The organism is Okibacterium endophyticum (assembly GCF_054780075.1).
The window spans coordinates 141,420-168,383 of the sequence record NZ_BAAGXA010000007.1; the positions used below are offsets into that span (position 1 = coordinate 141,420).

Genomic DNA, 26,964 nt, shown 5'->3' on the forward strand with positions numbered 1-26,964 from the left:
CGAAGAGCAGCCGTGTCGTTTCGAACACTCGAATCGCTGGGCTCGCTCGCCGGCAAGCGTGTCGTCGTCCGGTGTGACCTCAACGTTCCTGTTCAGGACGGGGTCATCACCGACGACGGACGCGTGCGTGCGTCGCTGCCCACGCTGAACGCCCTCATCAACCAGGGCGCACGCGTCGTCGTGGTCTCGCACCTGGGACGACCGGACGGCGCTCCAGACGCCAAGTACACACTCGCACCCGTCGCGCAGCGCCTCTGCGAACTGCTCGGCGCCCCCGTGACGTTTGCCGCAGACACCGTCGGACAGGGAGCACACGATGCCGTCACCGGTCTCCACGACGGTGACGTGGCGCTCCTCGAGAATCTCCGCTTCAACCCGGGGGAGACGAGCAAGGACTCCGATGAGCGGCGCAGGTTCGCAGAACGACTCGCCGATCTCGGCGACGCTTTCGTCTCTGACGGATTCGGTGTCGTCCATCGCAAGCAGGCGAGCGTGTATGAGCTCGCCGAGTTGTTGCCGAGCGCAGCGGGCACACTCATCACCTCAGAGCTCGACGTTCTCGAACGATTGACATCGTCACCCACGCGGCCGTACACGGTCGTTCTCGGCGGCTCGAAGGTGTCAGACAAGCTCGGGGTCATCGGCCACCTGCTGCCGAAGGTCGACACCCTGCTCATCGGCGGGGGGATGCTGTTCACCTTTCTGGCCGCGCAGGGTCACGCCGTCGGCGCGAGCCTGCTCGAAGCGGATCAGATCGACACCGTGCGCGGGTACCTCGAGCAGGCCGAGCGTGCCGGCGTCGAGATCGTGCTGCCGACGGATGTCGTTGTCGCTTCGGCGTTCTCGGCCGATGCGGACGTCGCGGTCACGCGGGCCGACGCCATCGAGGACACCCCGTTCGGCGCATCCGGCCTTGGCCTCGATATCGGCCCAGAGACCGCTGCTCGTTTCGCCGACACGATCAGGTCTTCGCAGACGGTCTTCTGGAACGGCCCCATGGGCGTTTTCGAGTTGGCTCCCTTCGCCGAGGGCACCCGAGCGGTCGCAGACGCCCTGACGCAGACACCCGGACTCGGTGTTGTCGGCGGGGGAGACTCCGCCGCTGCGGTTCGTGCGCTCGGCTTCAACGACGAACAGTTCGGACACATATCGACCGGCGGAGGTGCAAGCCTCGAGTTTCTCGAGGGCAAGCGTCTTCCCGGCCTGGAGGTATTGGGATGGCAATAGCACGCACCCCGCTCATCGCGGGCAACTGGAAGATGAACCTCGACCATCTGCAGTCGATCGCCTTCGTGCAGAAGCTTGCGTGGGCGCTGGCGGATGCCAAGCATGACTTCCAGGCGGTCGAGGCGGCGGTGTTCCCGCCGTTCACCGATCTGAGAAGCGTGCAGACACTCGTGGCGGCAGACAAGCTCCCGATCGCCTTCGGGGCGCAGGATGTCTCCGAACACGACTCCGGCGCATACACCGGTGAGATCTCCGGTGCCTTCCTGAAGGCCCTGGAATGCCGCTACGTGATCATCGGTCACTCCGAGCGACGCACGCTGCACGGCGAGACGGATGCCCAGGTCGGCGCGAAAACCGCCGCGGCGATCCGGCACGGGATCGTTCCGGTGATCTGCGTCGGTGAGACAGCAGACGATCTCGAGAAACACGGTCAGAGCGCTGTTCCCGTGCGGCAGTTGAGCGAAGCGCTCTCTGGCGTGTCGGCGGGTGACGACATCGTTGTGGCGTACGAGCCGGTCTGGGCGATCGGCTCGGGCCAGGCGGCGACGCCTGAGCAGGCCGAACAGGTTGCGTCCGCGCTGCGTGCGGAACTCGCATCCGCCGTCGGCGACGACATCGCCGCACGAACACGCATCCTCTACGGCGGATCGGTGAAGTCGGCGAACATCGCCGGCTTCATGCGCGAGCCGAACGTCGACGGAGCACTGGTCGGCGGGGCGAGTCTGGATGTCACGGAGTTTGCGAGCATCGTGCGGTATCAGAAACACGTCGGGGTCTGAACCGACCGCACTGTATAATTGTCCGGTTGATGGAACATCGTTCCGCCGCTTGAAAGGTCCTTCGTGGAAATACTCACCGTAGTTCTGCAGGTGCTGCTTGGAATCACAAGCCTCCTGCTCACATTCCTCATCCTGCTGCACAAGGGGCGAGGCGGCGGGCTCTCGGACATGTTCGGCGGCGGCACGTCATCGAATCTCGGATCGTCTGGCGTCGCTGAACGAAATCTGAACCGGATCACGATCATTCTCGGGGTGACCTGGTTCATCGTCATCGTCGGACTCGGGCTGATCACCAAATTCGAATCCGGAATTTAGGAGTTATTCATGGCTGCCGGAGGTAGTGCTATTCGCGGTTCCAGGGTCGGTGCCGGTCCCATGGGCGAGCAGGACCACGGGTACCACGCGGAGCGTGTTGCCGTGTCGTACTGGGATGCCCTGGGAAATGAGACCGTGAGGTATTTCGCGGCGAATCTGCCCGAAGAAGAGATCCCAGAGACGATCGACTCGCCATCGTCTGGCCTGCCTGCCGGTCGCGACAGGAACAATCCTCCCGAGGTCGCGAAGCTCGAGCCGTACAAAACGCACCTGGCCTATGTGAAGGAACGTCGCACAGAGGAAGAGGCGGATGCCCTGCTCGACGAGGCGCTCCAGAAGCTTCGTCTTCGTCGCGGGACCGCAACGGCGTAGCCGCATGGTTCCGGCTGAAAGAGAGAGCGCGGACTGAAAGACGAATCCCCCGACCGCGGTCGGGGGATTCGTTGTTGTGTCGAAGAAACGTCGTCAACACCTCAATGTCAGTAGCTAATGTCAGTAGCTCGGTGCGATGAGATTCTCGGGAACCTCGGCCGCGGCGTCCTGGTCGACGAAGAACACTGTCCGCTTGCGGCCCTTCATACCCGCGATGGGCACCTCACTGTACGCTGCCCCCGCAAGGGCGAGGCCAAGCACAGAAGCCTTGTCCGCACCCGAGATCTCCACCCAGATGCGCTGTGCCGTATTGATGACATGGCGAGTGAGCGAGAGCCTCTCAGGAGGGGGCTTCGGCGAGTCGCGAACCGCGACCACCGTTGCCTCGCGCTCGAGAACTTCACCGCGGTCCGGGAACAGCGAGGCGGTGTGACCGTCTGGTCCGACTCCCAGGAACATGATGTCGAAACGTGGAACACCGAGCTCCGAGTCCGCGTGCGCCGCAAGCTCCTCTGCGTACAGGACCGCCGCCTCGTCGAGGTCCGGCCCCTCGTCGGACGCCGGGTACGCGTGGATGTTCTCTGCCGGCAGGTCGATGTGGTCGAGCAGGGCTCGCTTCGCCTTGGCATCGTTGCGATCCTCGTGCCCGGCGGGCACCCATCGCTCGTCTCCCCACCAGAAGTGGATCCTGTTCCACTCGACCGTGTCTCTCGCCGGCGACGCATTGATCGCCTCGAGGACCCTCACCCCGATGCGCCCACCTTCGAGCACGATGTTGACACGCTCGAACTCGTCGAGCAGGTCCACGGTCTTGGTCATAAAGCGCGCGGCGATCGACGCTACGAGCGCCTCGCTGTCCGAGTGCACGAGCACACGACGTGTGTTTGTCATCAGCTGCCACCTCCAACGGTGCCGACCTTCTCGTCGAGTTGGCTGACACCCTTTGTGATGACTTCACCGTACAACTGATCGGGATCGAGACGACGCAGCTCTTCAGCGAGGCAGTCTCTCAGATTGCGCCGGGGGAGCGACAGCTGCTGCACCGGCTGATTCGGCTGTGCGAGTGTCGCAACGCTCGAGAGCGGGCGTTCGAGGGTGACATCGCCAGACGGCCTGACCAGCCTGACACCGTGGATTCCCGTGTCGACTGAACCGGGTGGGGTGAGTTCGAGATCGACGGGCACCTGCAACTGGAGCTGCAACCACGAGGCGAGCAGCAGAGTCGAGCCGGATCCGTGTGAGCCTGACACGGTCACCGCCGTCACCGGCTCGTAGGGCGGCTGGTCGAGCACGGCCGCGAGCTGTGCCCGCCACAGCGTGAGCCGCGTCCACGCGAAATCCGTGTCACCCGGCGCATAACACTGCGACAGCACAGCGAGCGCGGCCTGAGGATCATCGCTCTCGGACGCGTCTGTGATGCGTCGCTGTGCGATCCGGCCGATCGGCGTGCGCGACACGTGCGCGGGAGCAGGAATCGACCACCAGGCGACGACGGGCGCATCCGGAAGCAGAAGGCCCGTGATCAGGCTTTCCTGATTGTTGGCCGCGTCGCCGTGTGCACGAAGAATGACCACTTCACTTGCCCCGGCGTCTCCTCCGACGCGGATCTCCGCGTCAAGCCGCGCCGGCTCGCCGTCCCGCTGTCCCTCGGGCGCGTGCGACACAACGATGACCCGCATCGGATGCTCGCGCGAAGCGTCGTTCGCGGCTTCGATCGCCTCTTCTTCCTCGCCGAACTGCGAGATGATGACGAGGGTGAGCACACGACCGAGGGCGACGGCTCCGCCCTCCTCGCGCACCGTCACAAGACGTTTGGAGACAGAGCTGACAGTGGTGTCGGGCAGTTCGATGATCATGGGCGCCTCCATGTGCGACCGTCGCGCTCGAGAAGCGCGTCCGCTGAATCCGGACCCCAGGTACCGGGTTGGTATTGCTCGAGAGGAACACCCTGTTCCGCCCAGAACTCCTCGATGGGATCGAGGATCTTCCACGAGAGCTCGACCTCCTCGTGACGGGGAAACAGGGGCGGGTCGCCGAGCAGCACGTCGAGAATAAGCCGTTCATAGGCCTCGGGGCTCGCCTCGGTGAAGGCGTGGCCGTAGCCGAAGTCCATGGTCACGTCACGGACCTGTGTGCCGGCGCCTGGAACCTTCGAGCCGAAGCGGATGGTCACGCCCTCGTCCGGCTGAACACGGATCACCAGGGCGTTCTGACCGAGTTCGGATGTCTGGCTCTCGGCGAACAGATACTGGGGCGCCCGTTTGAACACAACGGCGACCTCGGTGACGCGACGACCGAGCCGCTTGCCCGTGCGCAGGTAGAACGGGACTCCTGACCATCGTCTGGTGTTGATGTTCAGCCTCATGGCCGCATAGGTCTCGGTCGTCGACTGAGGATCCATGCCTTCTTCCTCGAGAAAGCCGAGGACCTTGTCTCCGCCCTGCCACCCGCCGGCGTACTGACCTCTCGCGGTCGCCGTCGAGAGATCTGACGGAAGGCTCACCGCGGCGAGCACCTTCTCCTTCTCAGCGCGAAGATCTGCCGCATCGAACGAGATGGGCTCTTCCATCGCGGTGAGGGCGAGCAACTGCAGAAGGTGATTCTGGATGACGTCTCGCGCTGCGCCGATGCCGTCGTAGTAACCCGCGCGCCCGCCGACACCGATGTCTTCGGCCATCGTGATCTGCACGTGGTCGACGTAGTTGGCGTTCCAGATGGGTTCGTAGAGTTGATTCGCGAACCGAAGGGCCAGAATGTTCTGGACCGTCTCTTTTCCCAGGTAGTGGTCGATCCGGAACACCGAGTCCGGCGGAAACACCGATTCGACGACCGCATTCAGCTCGCGTGCGCTCTTCAAGTCGCTGCCGAAGGGTTTCTCGATGACGACACGACGCCACTGGCCGTTCTTCTGCTCCGCCAGTCCCGAGCGGCGCAGCTGCTCGGTGACCTGCGGGAATGCCTTTGGAGGAATCGAGAGGTAGAAGGCATGGTTGCCCATGGTTCCACGCTCACGATCGAGGGAGTCGATGGTCTCCTTCAACTTCAGGAACGCCGCATCGTCTCCGAACTCGCCCGGCACGAAGCGGATGCCCTGTGAGAGCTGCTCCCAGACCTCTTCGCGGAACTCGGTGCGCGAATGCGCCTGCACGGCGTCATGGACGACCTTCATAAAGTCCTGGTCTTCCCAGTCCCGGCGGGCAAACCCGACAAGGGCGAATCCCGGAGGCAGCAGCCCCCTGTTGGCGAGGTCGTACACGGCCGGCATCAGCTTCTTGCGTGACAGGTCACCCGTCACTCCGAAGATGATGAGGCCGCTCGGACCCGCTATCCGATTCAACCGACGATCAGAAGGAACCCGGAGCGGGTTGAACGTCGGAGTGATGTCTACGGGCGGCATTGTGCTCCTTGAGCCGAAAGATATTCAGTTGATTGCTTCGAACAACGCAACGAGGTTGCTCTCCGGGTCCGTGAGATGGAGTGTGATCACGGGGCGACCGTGTTCGGCCAGCACCTTCGCATCACCCTGGGCCTGTGCCTGGATGAGCTGGCCGAAGGTGAACGGCCGGCCGGGAACCGGGACATCGGTGGGGGAGTCCTCGGTGATCTGCACAAAAACGCCCACAGCGGGTCCGCCCTTGTGATACTGACCCGTTGAGTGCAGAAAGCGCGGGCCCCAGCCGAATGTCACGGGCCGCCCGGCACTCGCGGCGAGCAGATCGCGCACCCCTGCCAGCTGCGGATTGGCCACGCGGTCGACGTAGGCCTGTATCGACACGTAGCCGTCGGGGCCGAGCCGGGCCAGGAGCGCGCTCACTGCCGCGTCGACTGTCGCCACGCCGCCGACGACGTCGGCCGGGCCGTGCACCTCGATGCCGTTCTCGACGAAGGCGGGAGCCGGGCGCTCAGGACGAGCGTCGAGAAGCCCGCGCGCCGCGATCTTCGCGGATTCGACGTCTGGCTGATCGAACGGGTTGATTCCGAGGATGCGGCCGGCGATCGCGACAGCGTACTCCCAGACGAGCATTTGCGCGCCGAGGGTGCCGCTGATGAGGATCTCGCCGTGGTGCCTGTCCTGCGGCAGCAGGTGGATCTCTTCTGCATCGTCGACGATCCGAACGATCTGAAGGTCAGGAAGATCGGCGCTCAGCTCGGTGGACAACGGGTCGAGGACGACGGGAAGGATTCCCGTGCCCTGCTTGCCCGTCGACTCGGCGATGAGCTGTTCTGCCCAGTCCGCGAACCCGACGATGTGTGTGCCGTCCGCGACGATGCCGAGCTTGTCGCGCCGGGGATTCGTCGCCGCTATGGCGGCGGCGAGGATCAGCGCGGGATTGTGCGTGGTGTCGACGGCGAGCTCGAGTGCCACGGACTCGGCCTCGTCGAGCAGCTGGCCGACGTCGACCCCGGCGAGCCCGGAGGGCACGAGGCCGAACGCCGTCAGGGCGGAGTACCGGCCACCGACGTTCGGGTCGGCGGTGAAGACCCGGTATCCGGCCTCATGCGCCGACGCCTCGAGGGGCGAGCCGGGATCGGTGACGACGATGATCCTGGCGGCCGGGTCGATGCCGGCATTCGCGAACGCCTGCTCATACGCACGTCGCTGGCTGTCTGTCTCGACAGTCGACCCGGACTTCGACGAGACCACAAGCGCCGTCGAGGCCAGCCGATCGTTCAGTGCTGCGATGATCTGCCCTGGGGACGTCGAGTCGAGAACCGTGAGCTCGGCGCCGAGGGTTCGTGTGATCACCTCGGGGGCGAGGGATGATCCGCCCATGCCTGCGAGCACGATGTGGTCGACGCCAGAGGCGCGCAGCTCGTCGCGGAGGGCCTCGATCTCGGCGACGAGCGGACGCGACACGGTGGCCGCCTCTGTCCACCCGAGTCGCTTCGCCGCTTCTGCTTCTGCATCCGCACCCCACAGCGTCGGATCCTGCGCCGTGACGCCTGACGCGACCATGTCGGCGACGAGGCCGGGAACAGCCTGCTCAACGGCCTCTGCCGCTGCGCCGCTCACATGGATCTTGAAGCTCATCGCGTCGACTCCAGTGCTGCGGTGACCGTGTCGAGCAGCTCGTTCCACGAGACCACGAACTTGTCGACGCCCTCGTCTTCGAGAAGGAGAGTGACCTCGTCGTATGAGATTCCCTGGGCGGCGATGGCGTCGAGCACCCGGTTGGCCTCGTCGTATGATCCCGTCACCGTGTCTCCGGTGATCTCAGCCTCGGAGAACGTCGCCTCGAGAGTCGCCTCAGGCATCGTGTTGACCACACCGGGAGCGACGAGGCCGGTCACGTACAGCGTTGCAGGAAGGCTCGGGTCCTTGACCCCTGTCGACGCCCACAGCGGCCGCTGCTTGTTGGCCCCGGCGGCCAGAAGCGACTTCGCCCGCTCACTGTCGAAAGCCTGCTCGAAGACCTGGTAGGCGAGCTGAGCGTTCGCGATGCCGGCCTTGCTCTTCAACGCGAGAGCGTCGTCGGTGCCGATCGCCGTCAGTCTCTTGTCGATCTCTGTGTCGACGCGCGAGACGAAGAACGATGCAACGGAGTGGATCGTCGCGAGGTCGATCCCGGCCGCCTTCGCCTGCTCGAGTCCGGTGAGGTAGGCGTTGATGACCTCGCGATAGCGCTGAAGGCTGAAGATCAGCGTCACGTTCACGCTGATTCCCGAGGCGATCGACGCCGTGATCGCCTCGAGCCCCTCTGTCGTCGCGGGGATCTTGATCATAACGTTGGGTTTGTCGACCTTCGCCCAGAGGTTCTTCGCCTGTTCGATGGTGCCTGCCGTGTTGCGCGCGAGGCCGGGCTCGACCTCGATCGATACCCGGCCGTCGAAGCCCTGAGTGGCGTCGTAGACGGGCCGGAGCACATCCGCAGCCGTCCTGACGTCGTCCGTGGTGATCTCGAACACGGCCTCGTTGACGTCGGCGCCCGATGATGCGAGCGTGGAGACCTGCGCCGAGTAGACCTCGCCGTTCGAGAGCGCCTTCGCGAAGATCGTCGGGTTGGTGGTGACACCGACGACGTTCTTCTCATCGATGAGCTTCTGCAGGCTGCCAGAGGTCAGCCGCTCGCGCGAGAGATCGTCGAGCCAGATGCTCACACCGGCCGCTGAGAGTTGTGCAGTGCGTGATTCAGTCATTTTTTCGTCCTTCGTGCCGGTCTATCGACCGAGCGTCTCTTTCGCCGCGGCAACAACTGCATCCGTTGTCATACCGAATTTCTCGAACAGTGTCTTGTAGTCGGCCGATGCGCCGAAGTGCTCGATCGAGACCGAGCGTCCCCTGTCGCCGACGATTCCCCGCCAGCTCAGCGCGAGCCCGGCCTCGACCGACACCCGAGCGGTCACGGATGCGGGCAGAACCTTCTCGCGGTACTCGTCGCTCTGCTCGTCGAACCATTCGAGGCACGGCACAGACACAACGCGTGCGTTGATCCCGTCGTTCGCGAGCTGTGTCCTGGCGTCCACCGCCAGCTGGACCTCTGAGCCCGTTGCGATCAGGATCACGTCGGGGGTGCCGCCCTGGGCCTCGGCGAGGATGTATGCGCCCTTCGAGACGTTGGCGGCAGATGCGAGGGTCTCGCCAGAGGCTTCGCCGTCGCCGCGTTCGAAGACGGGAATGTTCTGGCGGGTGAGGGCGATGCCCGCAGGCCCGCCGCGGCGCTTCAGGATCTCAAGCCAGGCGTATGCGACCTCGTTGGCGTCTCCGGGGCGCACAACCGAAAGCTGCGGAATCGCGCGGAGCGCCGACAGCTGCTCGATCGGCTGGTGTGTGGGTCCGTCCTCGCCGAGCGCGACGGAGTCGTGCGTCCAGACGAAGATCGAGGGGATGTTCATCAGCGCCGCCAGGCGGACCGCCGGACGCATGTAGTCGCTGAAGATGAGGAACGTTCCGCCGAACGCGCGGGTGGGACCGTGCAGCACGATCCCGTTGACGATCGCCGCCATGGCGTGTTCCCTGATGCCGAAGTGCAACACACGACCGTAGGGGTTCCCCGACCATTCACGTGTCGAGTGCTCAGACGGCACGAACGACGACCCGCCTTCGATCGTCGTGTTGTTGGACTCTGCGAGGTCCGCAGACCCGCCCCAGAGCTCGGGGACGACCTGTCCGAGTGCGCTCAGCACCTTGCCACTCGCCGCGCGGGTCGACATGGCCTTGTCTGTGCCGAACACGGGAAGCGCGTTCTCGACGCCCTCCGGCAGCTCACCCGAGAGCAGTCGCTCGAGAAGTGCGTGCCGCTCGGGATTCGCTGCCTTCCAGGCATCGAAACCGCGCTGCCACTCTGCCCGCTGCTCCGCACCGCGCTGGACGGCACCCCTCGTGTGGGCGAGCACGTCGTCCGCGACGTCGAACGAGACCTCTGGGTCGAAGCCGAGCACCTCTTTGACCGCTGCGAGTTCTTCGGCGCCGAGCGCAGAACCGTGCACCTTGCCGGTGTTCTGCTTCTTCGGAGCCGGCCACCCGATGATGGTGCGCAGCACGATCAGGCTCGGTTTGCCCGTCTCGGCCTGCGCGGCCTCGATGGCGGCGTTCAGTTCGTGGACGTCTTCGACGTACTCGCCCGACTTCTTCCAGTCGACGGTGATGACCTGCCATCCATACGCCTCATACCGCTTCGCGACGTCTTCGGTGAAGGCGATGTTCGTGTCGTCTTCGATCGAGATCTGGTTGCTGTCATAGATCGCGATCAGGTTGCCGAGCTGCTGGTGACCCGCAAGGGAACCTGATTCGCTCGTCACACCCTCCTGCAGGTCACCGTCACTGGCGATCACATAAACGAAATGATCGAAGGGGCTTGTGCCCTGCGTGGCATCCGGGTCGAACAGCCCGCGCTCGAAGCGCGAGGCGTACGCAAAGCCGACAGCGGAGGACAGCCCCTGCCCGAGCGGGCCCGTTGTGATCTCGACCCCGTCCGTGTGCCCGTACTCCGGGTGCCCGGGGGTGAGCGAACCCCACGTGCGCAGGGCCTTCAGGTCGTCGAGCTCAAGGCCGTAGCCGCCGAGATAGAGCTGCACGTACTGGGTGAGCGAGCTGTGCCCCGCCGAGAGGATGAAGCGGTCCCTGCCGATCCAGTGCTGATCGCTCGGGTCGCGGCGCATGACCTTCTGGAACAGGAGGTATGCGGCCGGGGCGAGGCTCATCGCCGTCCCTGGATGCCCATTGCCCACTTTTTCGACGGCGTCCGCCGCGAGGATTCGGGCAGTGTCCACCGCCCGGTCGTCAATGGATTCCCATTGCAAAGCTGCCACAGTCGTAGACCCTTCTGATCACCGTCGAATGGCCGAAACACGGCCTGTCTGCCGCATGTTCACACACGGCCGGACTCGTTCTCTCGTAAAAACTGACGTGCCCGCGAACTTTTGGCATGCTGGATTATCCGGGGATGCACTGGCACGAATGGCGGGCACTACCAAGTATAGGGAACACAGCATGCAGGCCCACCACGGCGACACCCGTTGCGACGGCGGCCGCGATGACGTCGTGGAGCAGTGATGGAGCCGCATCCGCCATCCCATAGAATCGACGAGACGGATCACGGGTTAGAGGAGCGATGGACCTTGCTGTAGGGCGCCGGTCGACGGGTGGCGCACAGACCCACATGCCGGGCGACAACCGAAGACGGATCGGGTTCACCCGCACGGTGAAGGCGTACGTGTCGCTCACGAAACCGCGTGTGATGGAGCTTCTCCTCGTGACGACGGTTCCCGTGATGATCCTCGCGCACCGGGGCATACCGGACATCTGGCTCGTTCTCGCGACGGTGCTCGGCGGTGCGATGAGCTCTGGATCCGCGTCGGCTTTCAACTGCTACATCGACCGCGACATCGACAGGGTGATGGCGCGCACGAAGAACAGGCCGCTCGTCACAGGCGAGCTGACGCCACAACAGGCTCTCGTCTTCTCGTGGACGCTCGCCGTCCTCTCGACCCTCTGGCTCGCCCTGACAACCAATCTCCTCACGGCGGCGCTCTCGGTCGGCGCGATCCTGTTCTACGTTGTGATCTACACGCTCTGGCTCAAGCGCCGCACGGCACAGAACATCATCTGGGGAGGCATCGCCGGATGTTTCCCCGTGCTGATCGGCTGGGCTGCCGTCACAAACGACCTGAGCTGGGCGCCTCTGATCCTGTTCGGCGTCGTCTTCCTCTGGACGCCACCCCACTACTGGCCGCTCTCGATGAAGTACAGGGACGACTACAAATCGGTCGGCGTTCCGATGCTCGCCGTGGTCAGGGGCAGAGCACAGGTCGGACTCCAGGTCATCCTCTATGCCTGGGCCACCGTCGTCTGTTCGCTCCTGCTCGTCCCTGTGGCGGGTATGGGCGTTCTCTACACAGTTGTCGCACTCGGCGCGGGCGGCTGGTTCGTCTATGAGACGCACCGACTGTACAACCTGGCGATCCGCCACGACACCGTGTCCCCGATGCGGGTCTTCCACGGTTCGATCAGCTACCTGACGCTGCTCTTCGTCGCCGTGGGCGTCGACCCGCTGCTGCCCTTCTGAGCGACGGACGCATCGGGGGCGACGGCACCACCCGTACCCCCGGTCTCGCCTTTCAGCGCGAGGACAACGACACTCATCACTGCCGCGAGAACACAGGCGAGAACCATGTGGATGCCGACGAGGAGCTCTGGGAGGCCGAGCCTCGCCTGGACGAGGCCGACGGCGACCTGAACGCACTCGACGACCAGCAGGTATGCCGTGAACGTGCGCAGTCGTCCGAGGGGAATCGTCCACGCTCCCACGACGAGAACACCTGTGAGCGCCGCAGTGATGTACGCGGGCCAGGCGTGAACGTGCTGCAGCAGTTCGGGGTCGAGGCCGTTCCTGGCCGCACCGCCGTCGCCCGCATGCGGGCCCGAGCCCGTTGTGAGAATGCCGACCACTATCGTGAACGCGACGAACAGCGTCGTCACGTGGACGAGCACCGCATACCAGCGCGGGGCAGCACGCCGGCTCGAACGCCGTCCGGTGTAGACGCGATAGACGAGCACCGCGCCGAGCGTGACGAGCACAATGCTCAGCACGAAGTGCAGCCCGACCACGTAGGGGTTCAGCCGGCTCAGAACGGTGATGCCGCCGACAACTGCCTGAAGGAGGACGCTGCAGGCGGGAATGAGTGCGAGCACAAAGAGGTCCGGACGGCGACGACGGTACCTGATGACGCAGAGCAACAGGAATATCGCGATGATCTGCAGCACAAAGAAGAGCGTTCGGTTGCCGAACTCGATGATGCCGTGGATGCCCATCTCCGGCGTCGAGACGAACGACTCAGGAGTGCATCTCGGCCAGGTCGGGCAGCCGAGCCCCGAGCCCGTCAGCCGCACAGCGCCACCCGTGCCGACGAGAACGGTCTGCGCGACGAGATTCAGCCAGGCCGCGATGCGCACCCGACGGTCGACGCCCGTCGGAAGCCACGCCCAGACCCGCTCCGCCATCTTCTTCACTCTGGGCCACTCCCTGCTTTCGTGCCGGCATCGTCGGCATTTTCATCGTGCGGAACGGGACTGCCCGATTCTGCTGTAATTTTCAGGCGTACCCTGTAGAATCAGGTGGTTCAGGGCGCACAACACGTCCGGTCGTATGAGTCTCACGCGGCCGAGCCATGGGGCAGTGCCGCTTCCGTCCGTGAACATTGTAGGTACATGCGTCAGCAGCCCGCATAACCATCCCTCTCAGTTCGCAGTGTGTATGCGCGCCGTTGGGAATGCCGTGAACAGAGATCCTGTTTCTTAACGGCAGGAAAGAGGTAACACATGTCAGATGTCCTGATCGATCGTCCAGAGCTGGAGAGCCTGGGGCAGTACGAGTTCGGCTGGTCCGACTCGGACGTCGCAGGAGCGTCAGCCCGTCGTGGCCTGTCGCCAGAAGTGGTCACCGACATCTCGAACCTCAAGAACGAGCCGGAGTGGATGCTCAAACGCAGGCTGAAGGCTCTGCAGCTGTTCGACCGCAAACCCATGCCGCAGTGGGGTGCCGATCTCTCTGAGATCGATTTCGACAACATCAAGTACTTCGTCAGGTCGACTGAGAAGCAGGCCCAGACGTGGGAGGATCTGCCCGACGACATCAAGAACACGTACGAGAAGCTCGGAATCCCCGAGGCGGAGCGTCAGCGACTCGTGTCTGGGGTCGCCGCGCAGTACGAGTCCGAGGTGGTCTACCACCAGATCAACGAAGAGCTCGAAGCGCAGGGTGTCATCTTCATGGACACCGACACCGCGCTGAGGGAGCACCCCGAGTTCTTCGAGGAGCACTTCGGCACGGTGATCCCGTCGGGCGACAACAAGTTCGCCGCTCTCAACACGTCGGTCTGGTCTGGCGGCTCGTTCGTCTATGTTCCCCCCGGTGTGCACGTCGAGATTCCGCTGCAGGCCTACTTCCGGATCAACACCGAGAACATGGGCCAGTTCGAGCGAACGCTCATCATCGCGGACGAAGGCAGCTACGTCCACTACATCGAGGGGTGCACGGCGCCGATCTACAAGTCGGACTCGCTGCACTCGGCGGTCGTCGAGATCATCGTCAAGAAGAACGCGCGTGTGCGGTACACGACGATCCAGAACTGGTCGAACAACGTCTACAACCTCGTGACCAAGCGTGCGACCGCCGCAGAGGGCGCCACCATGGAGTGGATCGACGGCAACATCGGCTCCAAGGTCACGATGAAATACCCGTCGATCTATCTGATGGGGGAGCACGCGAAGGGCGAGACACTCTCGGTCGCGTTCGCCGGGCCCGGTCAGCACCAGGACGCCGGCGCGAAGATGATCCACATGGCGCCGTACACGCAGTCGTCGATCGTGTCGAAGTCGATCGCGCGCGGAGGCGGTCGTGCGGGATATCGTGGCGAGGTCCGCGTCGAACCGAACGCGCACCACTCGGCGAACACGGTCCGTTGTGACGCACTCCTCGTCGACACGATCTCGCGGAGCGACACCTACCCGGCGATCGACATCCGCGTCGACGACGTGCAGCTCGGACACGAGGCGACGGTGTCACGCGTCAGCGAGGAACAGCTGTTCTACCTGATGAGCCGCGGCATGCCCGAAGACGAGGCGATGGCGATGATCGTGCGCGGATTCATCGAGCCCATCGCGCGGGAGCTCCCGATGGAGTACGCACTCGAGCTCAACAAGCTCATCGAGATGGGCATGGAAGGATCCGTCGGCTAAATGACAACCAACGCGCCAGAAGCAACAGCGCTGCAGAACCAGGGGCAGCACGGCATCAAGGAACACTCGGACGGCGGTTGGGGGCTCGTGCCGGTACAGACGCGCTCCGAACGGTTCGCGTCTCACAACGTCGCCGATTTTCCGGAGGTGACCGGTCGCGAGGCCGTCTGGAAGCTGACTCCCGTCGACGCGGTCGCCGTACTGATCTCGGGTGAGCTCGACGGACGCGCATACGACCTTCGATACGAGCACGTCGAGGGGATCGACGTGCAGTGGGTCGACCGCGACGATCCGAGGATCGGCACAGCGGGCACACCCGAGGAACGGGCATCCGCCAATGCCTGGTCGTCGTTCGAATCCGCCCTCGCCGTGACGATCACGGGAGAGAACCCGAAGACGATCACACTCACCCGCGACGCACTCGGCACAACACCGCGCGCCGCGCACACGGTGATCGAAGCGAAGCGGTTCAGCAACGCCGTCGTCGTCCTGCAGAGCGCCGGAGACGCAACGCTCAGCGAGAACGTCGAGATCATCGTCGAAGAGGGCGCATCGCTCACCGTGGTCAGCGTGCAGCAGTGGAACGCCGACGCCCTGCATCTCGCCTCTCACTTCACCACCGTCCGTCGCGACGCCCGCATCAAGCATGCTGTCGTCTCACTGGGCGGGCGTGTTGTCCGGGTGAACCCCTCGACCCTGCTCGAAGGGCAGGGGTCAGAGGTCGAGGCACTCGGTCTGTACTTCGCCGATGCCGGACAGCACCTCGAACAGCAGGTGTACGTCAACCATGACGCACCCCAGACCAGGAGCCGGGTGAACTACAAGGGCGCGTTGCAGGGCGCCGGTGCGCGCACGGTGTGGATCGGCGACGTCCTCATCGGGCGCCCCGCCGTCGGAACCGACAGCTATGAGCAGAACCGCAACCTGGTGCTCACCGACGGAACACGGGCTGACTCCGTGCCGAACCTCGAAATCGAGACAGGCGACATCGCCGGCGCCGGTCACGCGAGTGCCACAGGCCGTTTCGACGACGAGCAGTTGTTCTATCTCCAGGCACGTGGCATCGAAGAGAGCGAGGCACGGCGGCTCGTCGTGCGCGGCTTCCTGACCGAGATCGTGCAGCAGCTGGGCAGTCCCGAGCTCGAGGAACGGCTTGAGGCCGCGATCGAGGCCGAGCTGACCGGCACCGCGAACACGAACGGCGGCAACTGACCGTGGCGGCGTCGAAGGTATGCTCGCTCGGCGAGCTCACGGTGAACCAGGCCAAGCGGGTGGTCATCGACGGAGTGCCGATCGCCGTTGTGCTCGATGCATCCGGTGACGTCCACGCCATCGGGGACACCTGCACACACGGTGAGATCTCGCTCTCTGAGGGGTTCGTCGAAGACGACACCCTCGAGTGCTGGGCACACGGCTCGCAGTTCTCGCTCCTGACCGGCCGGCCGCTCTCATTGCCCGCTTATGAGCCCGTTCCCGTCTACGCCGTCGAGGTCACAGACGGCGAGATTCACATCGACCCGAACGTAACGAAAGAGATTTAGAGATGTCAGTACTTGAGATTCGCGACCTGCATGTCAGCGTCGAGACCGAACAGGGGACAAAACCCATTCTGCGGGGTGTCGACCTCACCATCCGCGAGGGGGAGACCCACGCCATCATGGGTCCGAACGGGTCAGGCAAGTCCACGCTGGCCTACACGATCGCCGGTCACCCGAAATACACCGTCGAGAGCGGTTCGATCACGCTGGACGGCGAAGACGTTCTCGCCATGACCGTCGACGAGCGCGCGCGCGCCGGACTCTTCCTCGCCATGCAGTACCCGGTCGAGATTCCCGGCGTCACCGTCACCAATTTCCTCCGCACCGCGAAAACGGCTATCGACGGAGAAGCGCCGGCGATTCGCGGATGGATCAAGGACGTCCGTGAGTCCATGTCGAACCTCCGCATCGATCAGAGCTTCGCAGAGCGCAATGTGAACGAGGGATTCTCGGGCGGGGAGAAGAAACGTCATGAGATCCTGCAGCTCGAACTGCTTCGGCCGAAGATCGCCGTGCTCGACGAGACCGACTCCGGGCTCGACGTCGACGCGCTGAAGGTCGTCTCAGAGGGTGTCAACCGCGCCAAAGAGAACACGGGTCTCGGTGTTCTCCTGATCACGCACTACACACGCATTCTTCGATACATCAAACCTGACTTCGTTCACGTGTTCGTGAACGGCAAGGTTGCGGAGGAAGGCGGACCCGAGCTGGCCGAGCGTCTCGAAGACGAAGGGTACGACCGCTTTCTTGTCGAAGCGACAACGGTCTAAGATAACAACATGGTAACAACGCTCAGCCCGCAGAAGTTCGACGAGGTCGAAGAGGCCTTGAAAGACGTTATGGACCCTGAGCTCGGAATCAACGTCGTGGATCTCGGCTTGATCTACGATCTCGGCTGGGATGACGAGAACAACGCTCTCGTCATCCATATGACCCTCACCTCCGCGGGATGCCCGCTCACCGACGTGCTCGAGGAGCAGACGGCGCAGGCTCTCGACGGTGTGGTGGACGCATTCCGCATCAACTGGGTGTGGATGCCGCCGTGGGGCCCGGAGAAGATCACCGACGACGGCCGCGACATGATGAGAGCCCTGGGGTTCGCCATCTGACAGACGGCACTCCTGCAGGCCACTGCCTCACGGGCGTGGCCTGTGGCCGCGTGCGTGCGGTTCCTCGACGCTCACGCCGAGGAACCGCACAGCCCGCAACCCCTAGACTGTGGGGCTGGCCACAAATCGAACCGCGCTGTCCTCACCCGGACGCGCCGCTGATGAAAAGGAAAAAGCTGTGCTGAGTGTGCACGACCTCGAGATTCGTGTCGGTGCACGCGTCCTCATGCAGGATGTCGCCTTTCGTGTCTCCGATGGCGACAAGATCGGTCTTGTCGGGCGCAACGGCGCCGGCAAGACCACTCTGACCAAGGTCCTGGCCGGTGAGCTGCCGCCATCGGCTGGCCATGTGTCGATGTCGGGCGAGCTCGGCTACCTGCCGCAGGACCCGCGTTCGGGTGACCCCGAGCAGCTCGCGCGCACACGCATCCTCGACGCACGTGGTCTGGGCAGCATCGTCTTGGGCATGCACAACGCCACGCTCAACATGGCGAGCACGGACGAGGCCACGAGCGCCGCCGCCATGAAGACATACGGCAACCTCGAAGAGAGGTTCCACACGCTCGGCGGGTATGCGGCGGAGGCAGAGGCCGCGTCGATCGCCAGCAACCTCAACCTGCCGGATCGCATTCTCGACCAGCCGTTGAAGACGCTCTCGGGCGGCCAGCGCCGTCGTATCGAGCTCGCCCGCATCCTGTTCTCGGACGCCGGCACGATGATCCTCGACGAGCCGACCAACCACCTCGACGCCGATTCCGTCGTCTGGCTGCGGGAGTTCATCAAGTCATACTCCGGCGGTGTGATCATGATCACCCACGACGTCGAACTCGTCGGCGAGACCGTGAACCGGGTGTTCTACCTCGACGCGAACCGCACGGTCATCGACGTCTACAACATGAACTGGAAGAACTACCTGCGCCAGCGCGAGGCCGATGAAGAGCGTCGCAAGAAGGAACGCTCCAACGTCGAGAAGAAGGCGACCACACTGCAGCTTCAGGCCGCACGGTTCGGGGCGAAGGCGTCGAAGGCCGCAGCAGCACACCAGATGGTCGCCAGAGCCGAGAAGATGCTCTCCGGCCTCGAAGAGGTCAGAGCTGTCGACCGTGTCGCGAAACTGCGCTTTCCGACGCCGGCGCCATGCGGCCGGACACCGCTGACGGGTTCGAACCTCAGCAAGAGCTACGGATCCCTCGAGATCTTCACCGCTGTCGACCTGGCCATCGACCGTGGCTCAAAGGTTGTGATCCTCGGTCTGAACGGCGCGGGCAAGACCACGATGCTGCGCATCCTCGCCGGCGTCGACACGCCGGACACCGGAACCGTCGACGCAGGGCACGGACTGCGAATCGGCTACTACGCCCAGGAGCATGAGACGATCGACGTCGAGCGCTCGGTGCTGCAGAACATGATGGCCTCTTCGCCCTCGCTCACCGAGACAGAGGCTCGGAAGGTTCTCGGCTCGTTCCTCTTCACCGGCGACGACTCGCACAAGAAGGCCGGAGTGCTCTCCGGTGGTGAGAAGACACGCCTCGCGCTGGCGATGATCGTCGTCTCGGGTGCCAACGTGCTGCTTCTGGATGAGCCCACGAACAACCTCGACCCGGCGAGCCGCGCCGAGATCCTCGATGCGCTCGCGCACTACGAGGGTTCGGTTGTGCTCGTGAGCCACGATGAGGGGGCCGTCGAAGCACTGAATCCCGAGCGCGTCCTGATCATGCCGGACGGCGTCGAGGATCACTGGAACAAAGACTACTCAGAGCTCATTTCACTCGCCTGAGGCGCTTCAAACGCCCCCGCGGCCTGCGGCCTCGACGATCTCATCTTCGATGTCGGCGTCTGTGCGCTTTATGGTGCGTTTTCGTTCCCGTTCGGCGGCCCGTTCCCGTTCCTCCGGCTCCTCAGAGTTCGCGATCCGGTACTCCTGCCGAATCGCATACCCGAGAAAAACGAAGCCCATCAGCGCGAAAACGACCCACTGGAATGCATACGACAGGTGAAGGCCGACATTGGGCTCCGGTTTGATCGCCGCCGCGGGCCTCGGGTCAGCGGCGGCGGGGGACTCGGAGTGCATCAGCCCATACGCCCCGCTGTAGGTGGGGGCGTCAAGACGCTGAGCGATCTCATCGAGTTGTATGGTTGCGATCTGACCCTCTGAGGCTCCTCGGCCCGGGAGCGTCGGTTCCCCCGCTTTCAGCCGGGCGACGACCTCGACCTGTCCGCTCGGCGGCGCCGGCACGTCATCAGGTTCGTCCTGCTCGTTACCCGTCGGGACCCATCCTCGATCGACGATGAAGACGCTTCCATCCTGCCTGAGCAGGGGAGTGAGCACCTCGAAGCCCGGCTGGCCGTTTCGCGGCCGGTTGCGCACGAGAAGCTGCTCGTCGACGAGGTATTCCCCGGAGACCACAACGGGGAGCCATGCATCCTCGTCGTCCCAGCTGTCCAGCTCGGGGAGGACATCGTCTATCGGCACCGGCTGGCTCTCGAAGTTCTTCGACACCAGGTCTGCCTCGTCCTGTCTCTGCTCGCTTCTGCCGAGCTGCCAGGTCGACAGGAACACACAGACGACGGCAAAAACGACGGCGACGCCCAGGTACCCGAGCCAACGACGATTGAACGCGAATCTCCAGTGCTTCATCTCTGCGACTCTGCCCCGGTTGTGAGGGAATGCACGGCCACCGGAAAATCACGGGCACGGAGGAAGTCACGCAGGTAGTCCCGGTGCGCGTCGCACGCCAACCACACTTTGACCCGATCAGCTGTGTGGATCTTCGGGTTGCGCCATTCGACACGCCACGTCGCCGTTGCGGAACATCCGGCTCGCGAACAGGTGAACCGTTCGGGCTCGGCACCGAGTCCGATCATGCTGCGTGCGAGCCGTCTTCATCGTGGGCGGTTTCGGGCCGCACGGGGACAAGACCCCCAGGACCTTCGACGGCGGTTCCCTGCTTCTGCCCGCCGGCGTTCGCGATGACGACGGCCACATACGGGAGAAATATCGCGCCGGCCGCGAACACAACGAGCCACCAGTCGCGAACGAACAGCATCATGGCGATGCACACCACTCGAATGCCCATGGCAATCGAGTACTTGATCATCCTGCTCCGGCGCTCTTCGTCGGGCGACGGAGGGAGGGAGGTGATCGACGGCTGTTTCATCAGCTCAAGACTACGCTCTTTCGCACGTCATAAGCTGAGTGCATCTCCCGCGCCGACACGCGGACCCGGACATTCGAAAGGCACATCCGTGACAGAACCCACAGCGGCAACAGCAAAGACACAGCGCACAGTCCTCATCACCGGCGGCAACCGGGGAATCGGCTACGCGATCGCACAGGAGTTCATCGCCGTGGGGCACCGTGTCGCCGTCACCGCCCGTTCCGGTTCCGGGCCAGAGGGATCGCTCACCGTGCGAGCGGACGTGACGGATGCAGACGGCGTGGACGCCGCGTTCACGCAGATCGAAGCCGAGCTCGGCCCCGTGGAGATTCTCGTCGCCAACGCCGGCATCACAAAAGACACCCTCCTGATGCGTATGAGTGACGAGGACTTCGCAACAGTCGTCGACACCAACCTCGGAGGCGCGTTCCGCGTGGTGAAGCGCGCCTCGAAGGGAATGCTCAAGGCCCGATTCGGCCGTATCGTGCTGATCTCGAGCGTCGTGGGACTCCTCGGAGGAGCGGGGCAGGTGAACTATTCGTCTTCGAAGGCAGGCCTTGTGGGAATGGCGCGATCGATCACCCGTGAGCTCGGCGCGCGCGGCATCACCGCCAATGTCGTGGCGCCCGGCTTCATCGAGACGGATATGACCGCCGAACTGCCCGAGGCGACGCAGGCCGAATACAAGAAGAGCATTCCGGCCGGCCGGTTCGCCACCCCAGACGAGGTCGCGAAGGTCGTGACCTGGATCGCCGGCGACGACGCGGGTTACATCTCAGGCGCCGTCATCCCCGTGGACGGCGGTCTGGGCATGGGGCACTGACGCAAGCCGTTCGCGGCGAAGCCTGTGCACGAGCACGGGTCACCCGCGCAAGCCGAGCAGCGGAAGCACGTCGGCGAGGTCGATGTCGCCCGCGGCGAGATTCGCCTTCTCGCGCACGGCCGGTTTGGCGTTGAACGCAACGCTCAAACCCGCTTCTCCCATCATCAGCAGGTCGTTCGCGCCGTCGCCGACCGCCACCGTCTGCCGGACCGGAATTCCCTCATCGTCTGCCCATTCGACGAGGGAGCGCGCCTTCGTCGTGGCGTCGACGACCGGGCCGAGAAGCCTGCCGGTCAGCACACCGTCTACGATCTCGAGACGGTTGGCGCGCCAGTGATCGAGGCCGAGGTCCGCCGCGATCGGGTCGAGCAACTCGTGGAATCCGCCAGAGACGACTCCGACGATCGACCCCGCCGCGTGCAGGCCGTCGACCAGGGTCTTCGCACCCTTCGTCGGACGGATCCTGCGCCCCACCGTGGCGAACACGCTCTCGGGCAGCCCTCTGAGCGTGATGACCCGTTCGCGCAGGCTCTTCTCGAAATCGAGCTCTCCGCGCATGGCCTGCTCCGTGACCCTGGCGACGTGCTCAAGAGTGCCCGCCTCTTCTGCGAGCAGTTCGATGGCTTCGTTCTCGATCAGCGTGGAGTCGGCGTCGAGCACAACGAGAAACCGTGCCGGCGCTGAACGTGGCGGCTGTACGTGGCGGCTCATGGAAGGACGTGCACTCCCTTGCCGACAACCGTGAGTCCCGATTCGGTCACCGTGAAGCCCCTTGCCCTGTCGCGATCATGGTCGATACCTATCTTCGCACCCTGTGCCACCACAACGTCCTTGTCGAGGATCGCCCGCCGCACAACGGCATCCGGCTCCACGTGGGCTCGATCGAAGAGGACGGAGTCGACGACCATCGCGCCGGATTCGATCAGCGCCCAGGTGCCGAGCACACTCCGCTCGATATGCGCGCCAGACACGAGCGAGCCGAGCGACACGATCGAGTCGATGGTCGTCCCGAGATTCCCCTTGGCGTCACGCACGAACTTGGCGGGCGGCGAGTTCAGCTGCTGGCTGAAGATCGGCCACTCACGGTTGTAGAGGTTGAAGACCGGCAGGGTGGAGATCAGGTCCTGATGGGCGTCGAAGAACGAGTCGATGGTTCCCACGTCGCGCCAGTAGTAGCGATCGCGGCTCGTCGAACCGGGAACGTCGTTCCGCCTGAGATCGTACACACCTGCGTCACCGCGTGCCACGAAGTCGGGAATGATGTCACCGCCCATGTCGTGGCTGGAGTCCGTGCGCTCACCGTCGCGCACAACCGCATCGATGAGGGCGTCGGCATCGAACACGTAGTTCCCCATCGACGCGAAGACCTCGTGGGGCGCATCGCTCAGCCCTGTCGCGTTGATGGGCTTCTCGAGGAACTCCCGGATGCGGTCAGGGCGCTCAGCGTCCACGTCGATCACACCGAATTGATCGCTCAGCTCGATGGGCTGCCTGATCGCGGCGACGCTCGCGCCGGCCCCCGACTCGATATGCGCATCGATCATCTGCGCGAAGTCCATGCGATACACGTGGTCTGCGCCCACAACGACGACGATGTCGGGCTTCTCGTCACGCAACAGGTTGAGGCTCTGCAGGATCGCGTCGGCCGAGCCGGAGAACCACCTCTTGCCCAGACGTTGCTGCGCCGGCACGGATGCCACGTAGGAGTTGAGCAGACCGGACAGCCGCCAGGTCTGCGAGACGTGGCGATCGAGACTGTGCGACTTGTACTGGGTCAGAACAACGATCTGCGTGAGGCCCGAGTTGATCAGGTTCGAGAGCGCGAAGTCGATCAGCCGGTACTGTCCGCCGAAAGGCACAGCTGGTTTCGCGCGATCGGCTGTCAACGGCATAAGGCGCTTGCCCTCGCCGCCTGCGAGAACAACGCCAAAGATCTTGGGGGTACCGGCCATGCCCCCAGACTATGGGGAACCAACCTGCTGTACTAGCGTTCACGTCATGAGAGTTGATCTGCTGACGCGTGAGTACCCGCCGGAGGTGTATGGCGGGGCGGGAGTGCACGCAGCTGAGCTGGTGAAGGCCCTACGAGCGGACATCGACGTCACGGTGCGCTGCTTCGGTTCTCCGCGCGAGGAACCCGCCACGGTCGCATACGCGGTCCCCGCAGAGCTGAGCGGCGCGAACGGCGCGCTCACCACACTCGGCACAGACCTCGTTATGGCCCAGGACGTCGCAGGAGCGGACCTCGTGCACTCCCACACCTGGTACGCCAACGGTGCTGGACATGTCGCCAAACTGCTCCACGGCATCCCCCATGTCGTGACAGCGCACAGCCTCGAGCCGCTTCGGCCGTGGAAGGCAGAGCAGCTCGGAGGCGGCTACCGCGTCTCGAGCTGGATCGAGAAAACAGCTTTCGAAGCAGCCGATGCGATCATCGCGGTCAGCGGGGGGATGCGCAACGACATTCTGCGCAGTTATCCCGCGCTCGACGAGTCCAGGGTGCATGTGGTGTACAACGGCATCGATCTCTCCCAGTGGCGACCACACTCGGACGATGCGCTCCTCGAGGGCCTCGGGATCGACGCCAGCCGGCCGAGCGTTGTGTTCGTCGGACGGATCACCAGGCAGAAAGGCCTGCCATACCTGCTTCGCGCCGCCGCTCTTCTGCCCCGTGACGTGCAGGTCGTCCTCTGCGCGGGGGCGCCGGACACCCCGCAGATCATGGCCGAGGTCGAGGCAGGGGTCGCAGAGCTCGCTCGAGAGAGAACGGGCGTCGTCTGGATCGACCGTCTTCTGCCGCGACCTGAGCTGTCCGCCGTTCTCACCGCGGCAACGACCTTCGTCTGCCCGTCGGTCTATGAACCCCTCGGAATCGTGAACCTCGAAGCGATGGCCTGCGGCGCCCCGGTGGTGGGCACCGCGACGGGCGGCATACCCGAGGTCGTCGACGACGGCGTCACCGGTGTCCTCGTTCCCATCGACCAGGTCTCCGACGGCACAGGGACCCCTGTCGACCCGGAACGGTTCGTGGCGGATCTCGCCGAAGCACTCACTCAGGTGGTGCGGGACCCGGAGCGCGCACGGCGTATGGGTGCTGCCGGCCGTGAGCGGGCGGAGCGGGAGTTCAGCTGGAACACCATCGCCGCGCAGACCGCGTCGCTCTATCGCGATCTCGTGCGCTGACGCCTCGGGAACGAAGACCCGCGGCGGGCGGCACGCCGACCGGAGAGGCGCAGCGAGATCGATAGGCTAGACGCATGGCGAGCGTTTTGCAGATGAATGATGTTTCGGTCGTGCGCAATGGCCGCGCTATCGTCGATTCCGTGTCATGGACCGTCGAAGACGACGAACGCTGGGTGATCCTCGGCCCGAACGGCGCAGGCAAGACGACCCTTCTGCAACTCGCATCGACCCTGATGTACCCATCGAGCGGCCGGGTCGAGATCCTGGATTCGCGGCTCGGCGGCGTCGACGTCTTCGAGCTGCGCCCACGGATCGGCTTCGCGTCGACGGCGATGGCTCGCCGTGTGCCGTTCGAGGAGCGCGTGCTCGACGTGGTGATGACCGCCGCGTACTCCGTGACCGGCCGCTGGAACGAGCTCTATGAGGACATCGACGTCAAACGCGCCAGGCGGGTGCTGGGGGAGTGGAAGCTCGATCACCTTCACGACCGTCGGTTCGGCACCCTGAGCGACGGTGAGCAGAAACGCGTTCAGATCGCTCGGGCCGTGATGACTGACCCCGAGCTCTTGCTCCTCGACGAGCCGGCAGCCAGCCTCGATCTCGGAGCGCGCGAAGAGCTCGTGAAACTTCTCGGAGGTTACGCGCAGGCAGACGGCTCACCGGCGATCATCATGGTCACACACCATGTCGAAGAGGTACCGCTCGGATTCACCCACGCGATGCTCCTGAACGACGGACGAGTGGTCGAAGCCGGACCGATCCGCGAAGCCCTGAGTTCTGAGAGTCTCACCGCCACCTTCGGCTTGCCGATCGAACTCAGCGAACGGGACGGCCGCTTCGCTGCACGCGCGAACTGACCGTCGATTTCTGGTAAAGTGGGCAGCTGGCCCACGAGCCACAATGCTTTTCTGCCGCTCCGCGTGTCCAGAAGTGCAGCAGAACAGACCATCCTCACGATCAAGGGAAATCCCTCATGAAGACTGACATCCACCCCGAATACGCCCCGGTCGTTTTTCGTGACCTCGCTTCGGGTGCAACGTTCCTCACCCGGTCGACGGTGTCCAGCGACAAGACCATCGAGCTCGACGGCACCAGCTACCCGGTGATCGATGTCGAGATCTCGGCGGAATCGCACCCGTTCTACACGGGCAAGCAGCGCATCCTCGACTCGGCAGGCCGGGTCGAGAAGTTCAACCAGCGCTTCAAGGGCTTCGGCGCCTGAGGTCCGCTCACAAGCCGATGTCGAAAAGCCCGCAGGCGAACGCCTGCGGGCTTTTTCGTGCCCCTGCGCCCCGCCGCGCTCCCTTTTGCCCCTGCGCCCCGCCGCGCTCCCTTTTGCCCCTGCGCCCGCTGTATGCCCATGATCGCCGCACGAGTTGCGGCGATCTGTTGCCCGAGCGCTGGATCTGCCGCAGAACTCCGCATCTCGCGAGAACGGCTGCCCTGTCGGGACCGCCTACACGCGCAGGTGAGAATAAGGAGCAGGTGTCGGTTCGGGCAGTGCTACGCCCGCTGAGGCATGACTCGATCGGCGAACCGGCCAGTCACCTCACCGGCCACAGACCGGACGCGACGAATGCGGGGTCACGGGTTCGTCGCATGTAGTCCTGAAAGCTGTCCGACTGCGACTGGCACCAGTCGACCTGCATACGGTGCAGCTGCGCGGCATCCATCGCCAGCACGTCGCCGTGAACACGCGCGATCGCCTGTGCCACACGGCCAGCGGCGATGGCGTCTGAGCCCGCGTCGTGGGCATCGGTCAGGTCGACACCGTAGAACGCCGCTGCCGCCTCGAGTGTGCGCTTGCCCTTGCGGTAACGATCGACGGCTTTGTCGATCACAAGAGGGTCGATGACGGGGCTGGGGTTCTCGAGCGGTGCGAGGCCGTGGCGCCTGGCCTCGTGAGCGAGAAGAGACAGGTCATACGGCGCGTTGTAGATGACCACCGGTGTGCCCGCGTTGAAAAGCCGTCTGAGGGCCTCGAGGATCTCTGACACCACCTCGCGGGCCGCACGCCCCTCTGCACGGGCACGCTCCGTGGAGATGCCGTGGACGGCGCTCGCCTGGTGCGGGATCTCGACGCCGGGGTCTGCCAGCCAGTCCAGCCGGTCGGTGACGTGCCCGTCCTGGTCGAGCACACCGACATTCGCGCTCACGATGCGACTCGTCGTCACATCGATCCCGGTCGTCTCGAGATCAAAGACCCCGACCGGTTGGGTCCAGGGTGTGACGAGAGCTGTTGCCTGCATGTGAGTGACTGTAGGGTCGACCACCGACATCCA

General features: G+C 64.4%; 28 protein-coding genes. 15 read left to right on the forward strand and 13 right to left on the reverse strand.

The genetic code is table 11. From position 1 onward, the window contains the following. Positions 1 to 12: 12 nt before the first annotated feature. The 4 genes from ACYVF5_RS10475 to ACYVF5_RS10490 all read left to right on the forward strand — a co-directional run bounded on the left by ACYVF5_RS10475 (position 13) and on the right by ACYVF5_RS10490 (position 2,693). Positions 13 to 1,227 (forward strand): phosphoglycerate kinase, encoded by a 1,215-nt coding sequence (locus ACYVF5_RS10475; RefSeq protein ID WP_460946062.1) that lies wholly within the window; start codon positions 13 to 15, stop codon positions 1,225 to 1,227. Then, positions 1,218 to 2,006 (forward strand): triose-phosphate isomerase, encoded by a 789-nt coding sequence (gene tpiA, locus ACYVF5_RS10480; RefSeq protein WP_460946064.1) that lies wholly within the window; start codon positions 1,218 to 1,220, stop codon positions 2,004 to 2,006. Before ACYVF5_RS10475 ends, tpiA begins: the two co-directional genes overlap by 10 nt. Before the next feature lie 63 nt (positions 2,007 to 2,069). Then, positions 2,070 to 2,321, forward strand: a complete 252-nt coding sequence (gene secG / locus ACYVF5_RS10485) for a preprotein translocase subunit SecG (protein ID WP_460946066.1) — start codon at positions 2,070 to 2,072, stop codon at positions 2,319 to 2,321. A gap of 9 nt (positions 2,322 to 2,330) precedes the next feature. Continuing rightward, complete coding sequence (locus ACYVF5_RS10490; protein WP_460946068.1) at positions 2,331 to 2,693, forward strand: RNA polymerase-binding protein RbpA; 363 nt, start codon at positions 2,331 to 2,333, stop codon at positions 2,691 to 2,693. 120 nt (positions 2,694 to 2,813) lie between these two features. On the opposite strand, the gene pgl is transcribed toward ACYVF5_RS10490, so the two are convergent. Genes pgl through tkt form a run of 6 tightly spaced genes read right to left on the reverse strand, consistent with a single transcriptional unit; the run spans position 2,814 to position 10,943 of the window. Continuing rightward, positions 2,814 to 3,584: a 6-phosphogluconolactonase gene (pgl, locus tag ACYVF5_RS10495; protein WP_460946070.1), complete on the reverse strand. Its 771-nt coding sequence runs from the start codon at positions 3,582 to 3,584 to the stop codon at positions 2,814 to 2,816. Next, positions 3,584 to 4,549, reverse strand: a complete 966-nt coding sequence (locus tag ACYVF5_RS10500) for a glucose-6-phosphate dehydrogenase assembly protein OpcA (protein WP_460946072.1) — start codon at positions 4,547 to 4,549, stop codon at positions 3,584 to 3,586. The genes pgl and ACYVF5_RS10500 overlap by 1 nt, the downstream gene beginning before the upstream one ends. Further along, positions 4,546 to 6,090 carry a glucose-6-phosphate dehydrogenase gene (gene zwf, locus ACYVF5_RS10505; RefSeq protein ID WP_460946074.1) on the reverse strand — a complete coding sequence of 515 codons (1,545 nt, stop codon included), beginning with the start codon at positions 6,088 to 6,090 and terminating at the stop codon, positions 4,546 to 4,548. The genes ACYVF5_RS10500 and zwf overlap by 4 nt, the downstream gene beginning before the upstream one ends. Before the next feature lie 24 nt (positions 6,091 to 6,114). Continuing rightward, positions 6,115 to 7,725, reverse strand: coding sequence for a glucose-6-phosphate isomerase (locus tag ACYVF5_RS10510; protein ID WP_460946076.1), 1,611 nt, complete (start codon positions 7,723 to 7,725; stop codon positions 6,115 to 6,117). Beyond that, positions 7,722 to 8,831, reverse strand: a complete 1,110-nt coding sequence (gene tal, locus ACYVF5_RS10515) for a transaldolase (protein WP_460946078.1) — start codon at positions 8,829 to 8,831, stop codon at positions 7,722 to 7,724. Before tal ends, ACYVF5_RS10510 begins: the two co-directional genes overlap by 4 nt. A gap of 21 nt (positions 8,832 to 8,852) precedes the next feature. Further along, positions 8,853 to 10,943, reverse strand: coding sequence for a transketolase (gene tkt, locus ACYVF5_RS10520; RefSeq protein WP_460946080.1), 2,091 nt, complete (start codon positions 10,941 to 10,943; stop codon positions 8,853 to 8,855). 350 nt (positions 10,944 to 11,293) lie between these two features. On the opposite strand from tkt, the gene ACYVF5_RS10525 reads away from it, so the two are divergent. Next, a complete protein-coding gene (locus tag ACYVF5_RS10525) occupies positions 11,294 to 12,199 on the forward strand; it encodes a heme o synthase (protein WP_460946620.1) in 906 nt (301 codons plus the stop codon). On the opposite strand, the gene ACYVF5_RS10530 is transcribed toward ACYVF5_RS10525, so the two are convergent. Beyond that, positions 12,145 to 13,134, reverse strand: coding sequence for a COX15/CtaA family protein (locus tag ACYVF5_RS10530; RefSeq protein ID WP_460946622.1), 990 nt, complete (start codon positions 13,132 to 13,134; stop codon positions 12,145 to 12,147). The two genes, ACYVF5_RS10525 and ACYVF5_RS10530, sit on opposite strands and share 55 nt — an antisense overlap. A gap of 318 nt (positions 13,135 to 13,452) precedes the next feature. Here ACYVF5_RS10530 and sufB point away from each other — a divergent pair, with 318 nt between their 5' ends. The 6 genes from sufB to ACYVF5_RS10560 all read left to right on the forward strand — a co-directional run bounded on the left by sufB (position 13,453) and on the right by ACYVF5_RS10560 (position 19,295). Further along, positions 13,453 to 14,871 carry a Fe-S cluster assembly protein SufB gene (gene sufB / locus ACYVF5_RS10535; RefSeq protein WP_460946082.1) on the forward strand — a complete coding sequence of 473 codons (1,419 nt, stop codon included), beginning with the start codon at positions 13,453 to 13,455 and terminating at the stop codon, positions 14,869 to 14,871. Further along, positions 14,872 to 16,083 (forward strand): Fe-S cluster assembly protein SufD, encoded by a 1,212-nt coding sequence (gene sufD / locus ACYVF5_RS10540; RefSeq protein ID WP_460946084.1) that lies wholly within the window; start codon positions 14,872 to 14,874, stop codon positions 16,081 to 16,083. It abuts the gene before it with no gap. A gap of 2 nt (positions 16,084 to 16,085) precedes the next feature. Beyond that, positions 16,086 to 16,412, forward strand: coding sequence for a non-heme iron oxygenase ferredoxin subunit (locus ACYVF5_RS10545; RefSeq protein WP_460946086.1), 327 nt, complete (start codon positions 16,086 to 16,088; stop codon positions 16,410 to 16,412). 2 nt (positions 16,413 to 16,414) lie between these two features. Further along, complete coding sequence (gene sufC, locus ACYVF5_RS10550) at positions 16,415 to 17,179, forward strand: Fe-S cluster assembly ATPase SufC (RefSeq protein ID WP_460946088.1); 765 nt, start codon at positions 16,415 to 16,417, stop codon at positions 17,177 to 17,179. A gap of 9 nt (positions 17,180 to 17,188) precedes the next feature. After that, entirely contained in the window at positions 17,189 to 17,518 is a 330-nt protein-coding gene (locus ACYVF5_RS10555) for a metal-sulfur cluster assembly factor (RefSeq protein ID WP_460946091.1), read from the forward strand. A 178-nt stretch (positions 17,519 to 17,696) separates the two neighbouring features. After that, on the forward strand, positions 17,697 to 19,295 hold the full coding sequence (locus tag ACYVF5_RS10560) for an ABC-F family ATP-binding cassette domain-containing protein (protein ID WP_460946093.1): 1,599 nt from the start codon (positions 17,697 to 17,699) through the stop codon (positions 19,293 to 19,295). 6 nt (positions 19,296 to 19,301) lie between these two features. Here the strand turns inward: ACYVF5_RS10560 and ACYVF5_RS10565 are convergent, their stop codons facing one another. From ACYVF5_RS10565 to ACYVF5_RS10575, 3 genes are read right to left on the reverse strand one after another with little or no spacing between them, the layout of a single operon-like run. After that, positions 19,302 to 20,156 carry an SURF1 family cytochrome oxidase biogenesis protein gene (locus ACYVF5_RS10565; protein ID WP_460946095.1) on the reverse strand — a complete coding sequence of 285 codons (855 nt, stop codon included), beginning with the start codon at positions 20,154 to 20,156 and terminating at the stop codon, positions 19,302 to 19,304. Further along, positions 20,153 to 20,383 carry a hypothetical protein gene (locus tag ACYVF5_RS10570; RefSeq protein ID WP_460946097.1) on the reverse strand — a complete coding sequence of 77 codons (231 nt, stop codon included), beginning with the start codon at positions 20,381 to 20,383 and terminating at the stop codon, positions 20,153 to 20,155. The genes ACYVF5_RS10565 and ACYVF5_RS10570 overlap by 4 nt, the downstream gene beginning before the upstream one ends. Next, a complete protein-coding gene (locus ACYVF5_RS10575; RefSeq protein ID WP_460946099.1) occupies positions 20,380 to 20,676 on the reverse strand; it encodes a DUF3099 domain-containing protein in 297 nt (98 codons plus the stop codon). The genes ACYVF5_RS10570 and ACYVF5_RS10575 overlap by 4 nt, the downstream gene beginning before the upstream one ends. An 88-nt stretch (positions 20,677 to 20,764) precedes the next feature. Between ACYVF5_RS10575 and fabG the strand changes: the two genes are divergently transcribed. Then, the gene (gene fabG, locus ACYVF5_RS10580; protein ID WP_460946101.1) at positions 20,765 to 21,499 is read left to right on the forward strand and encodes a 3-oxoacyl-ACP reductase FabG; all 735 of its coding nucleotides are present in this window, start codon (positions 20,765 to 20,767) and stop codon (positions 21,497 to 21,499) included. Between the two features lie 39 nt (positions 21,500 to 21,538). On the opposite strand, the gene serB is transcribed toward fabG, so the two are convergent. Both serB and ACYVF5_RS10590 read right to left on the reverse strand, forming a co-directional pair. Continuing rightward, positions 21,539 to 22,210, reverse strand: a complete 672-nt coding sequence (gene serB, locus ACYVF5_RS10585; protein ID WP_460946103.1) for a phosphoserine phosphatase SerB — start codon at positions 22,208 to 22,210, stop codon at positions 21,539 to 21,541. Continuing rightward, complete coding sequence (locus tag ACYVF5_RS10590; RefSeq protein WP_460946105.1) at positions 22,207 to 23,451, reverse strand: glucose-1-phosphate adenylyltransferase; 1,245 nt, start codon at positions 23,449 to 23,451, stop codon at positions 22,207 to 22,209. The genes serB and ACYVF5_RS10590 overlap by 4 nt, the downstream gene beginning before the upstream one ends. A gap of 46 nt (positions 23,452 to 23,497) precedes the next feature. Between ACYVF5_RS10590 and glgA the strand changes: the two genes are divergently transcribed. The 3 genes from glgA to ACYVF5_RS10605 all read left to right on the forward strand — a co-directional run bounded on the left by glgA (position 23,498) and on the right by ACYVF5_RS10605 (position 25,904). After that, entirely contained in the window at positions 23,498 to 24,682 is a 1,185-nt protein-coding gene (glgA, locus tag ACYVF5_RS10595; protein WP_460946107.1) for a glycogen synthase, read from the forward strand. Positions 24,683 to 24,756: 74 nt separating this feature from the next. Next, on the forward strand, positions 24,757 to 25,539 hold the full coding sequence (locus tag ACYVF5_RS10600) for an ABC transporter ATP-binding protein (protein WP_460946109.1): 783 nt from the start codon (positions 24,757 to 24,759) through the stop codon (positions 25,537 to 25,539). Between the two features lie 116 nt (positions 25,540 to 25,655). Continuing rightward, positions 25,656 to 25,904, forward strand: coding sequence for a type B 50S ribosomal protein L31 (locus tag ACYVF5_RS10605; protein ID WP_460946111.1), 249 nt, complete (start codon positions 25,656 to 25,658; stop codon positions 25,902 to 25,904). 322 nt (positions 25,905 to 26,226) lie between these two features. Here the strand turns inward: ACYVF5_RS10605 and ACYVF5_RS10610 are convergent, their stop codons facing one another. Then, a complete protein-coding gene (locus ACYVF5_RS10610) occupies positions 26,227 to 26,931 on the reverse strand; it encodes an exonuclease domain-containing protein (protein WP_460946113.1) in 705 nt (234 codons plus the stop codon). Positions 26,932 to 26,964: the final 33 nt, after the last annotated feature.

What these genes read in the sequence shown, in the direction of transcription:
- tpiA (WP_460946064.1), top strand. Translation starts at nt 1,218, where the DNA reads ATGGCAATAGCACGCACCCCGCTCATCGCGGGCAACTGGAAGATGAAC.
- ACYVF5_RS10490 (WP_460946068.1), top strand. Translation starts at nt 2,331, where the DNA reads ATGGCTGCCGGAGGTAGTGCTATTCGCGGTTCCAGGGTCGGTGCCGGT.
- pgl (WP_460946070.1), bottom strand. Translation starts at nt 3,584, where the DNA reads ATGACAAACACACGTCGTGTGCTCGTGCACTCGGACAGCGAGGCGCTC.
- ACYVF5_RS10500 (WP_460946072.1), bottom strand. Translation starts at nt 4,549, where the DNA reads ATGATCATCGAACTGCCCGACACCACTGTCAGCTCTGTCTCCAAACGT.
- zwf (WP_460946074.1), bottom strand. Translation starts at nt 6,090, where the DNA reads ATGCCGCCCGTAGACATCACTCCGACGTTCAACCCGCTCCGGGTTCCT.
- ACYVF5_RS10510 (WP_460946076.1), bottom strand. Translation starts at nt 7,725, where the DNA reads ATGAGCTTCAAGATCCATGTGAGCGGCGCAGCGGCAGAGGCCGTTGAG.
- tal (WP_460946078.1), bottom strand. Translation starts at nt 8,831, where the DNA reads ATGACTGAATCACGCACTGCACAACTCTCAGCGGCCGGTGTGAGCATC.
- ACYVF5_RS10525 (WP_460946620.1), top strand. Translation starts at nt 11,294, where the DNA reads ATGCCGGGCGACAACCGAAGACGGATCGGGTTCACCCGCACGGTGAAG.
- ACYVF5_RS10530 (WP_460946622.1), bottom strand. Translation starts at nt 13,134, where the DNA reads ATGGCGGAGCGGGTCTGGGCGTGGCTTCCGACGGGCGTCGACCGTCGG.
- sufB (WP_460946082.1), top strand. Translation starts at nt 13,453, where the DNA reads ATGTCAGATGTCCTGATCGATCGTCCAGAGCTGGAGAGCCTGGGGCAG.
- sufD (WP_460946084.1), top strand. Translation starts at nt 14,872, where the DNA reads ATGACAACCAACGCGCCAGAAGCAACAGCGCTGCAGAACCAGGGGCAG.
- sufC (WP_460946088.1), top strand. Translation starts at nt 16,415, where the DNA reads ATGTCAGTACTTGAGATTCGCGACCTGCATGTCAGCGTCGAGACCGAA.
- ACYVF5_RS10555 (WP_460946091.1), top strand. Translation starts at nt 17,189, where the DNA reads ATGGTAACAACGCTCAGCCCGCAGAAGTTCGACGAGGTCGAAGAGGCC.
- ACYVF5_RS10565 (WP_460946095.1), bottom strand. Translation starts at nt 20,156, where the DNA reads ATGAAGCACTGGAGATTCGCGTTCAATCGTCGTTGGCTCGGGTACCTG.
- ACYVF5_RS10570 (WP_460946097.1), bottom strand. Translation starts at nt 20,383, where the DNA reads ATGATCGGACTCGGTGCCGAGCCCGAACGGTTCACCTGTTCGCGAGCC.
- ACYVF5_RS10575 (WP_460946099.1), bottom strand. Translation starts at nt 20,676, where the DNA reads ATGAAACAGCCGTCGATCACCTCCCTCCCTCCGTCGCCCGACGAAGAG.
- serB (WP_460946103.1), bottom strand. Translation starts at nt 22,210, where the DNA reads ATGAGCCGCCACGTACAGCCGCCACGTTCAGCGCCGGCACGGTTTCTC.
- ACYVF5_RS10590 (WP_460946105.1), bottom strand. Translation starts at nt 23,451, where the DNA reads ATGGCCGGTACCCCCAAGATCTTTGGCGTTGTTCTCGCAGGCGGCGAG.
- glgA (WP_460946107.1), top strand. Translation starts at nt 23,498, where the DNA reads ATGAGAGTTGATCTGCTGACGCGTGAGTACCCGCCGGAGGTGTATGGC.
- ACYVF5_RS10600 (WP_460946109.1), top strand. Translation starts at nt 24,757, where the DNA reads ATGGCGAGCGTTTTGCAGATGAATGATGTTTCGGTCGTGCGCAATGGC.
- ACYVF5_RS10605 (WP_460946111.1), top strand. Translation starts at nt 25,656, where the DNA reads ATGAAGACTGACATCCACCCCGAATACGCCCCGGTCGTTTTTCGTGAC.
- ACYVF5_RS10610 (WP_460946113.1), bottom strand. Translation starts at nt 26,931, where the DNA reads ATGCAGGCAACAGCTCTCGTCACACCCTGGACCCAACCGGTCGGGGTC.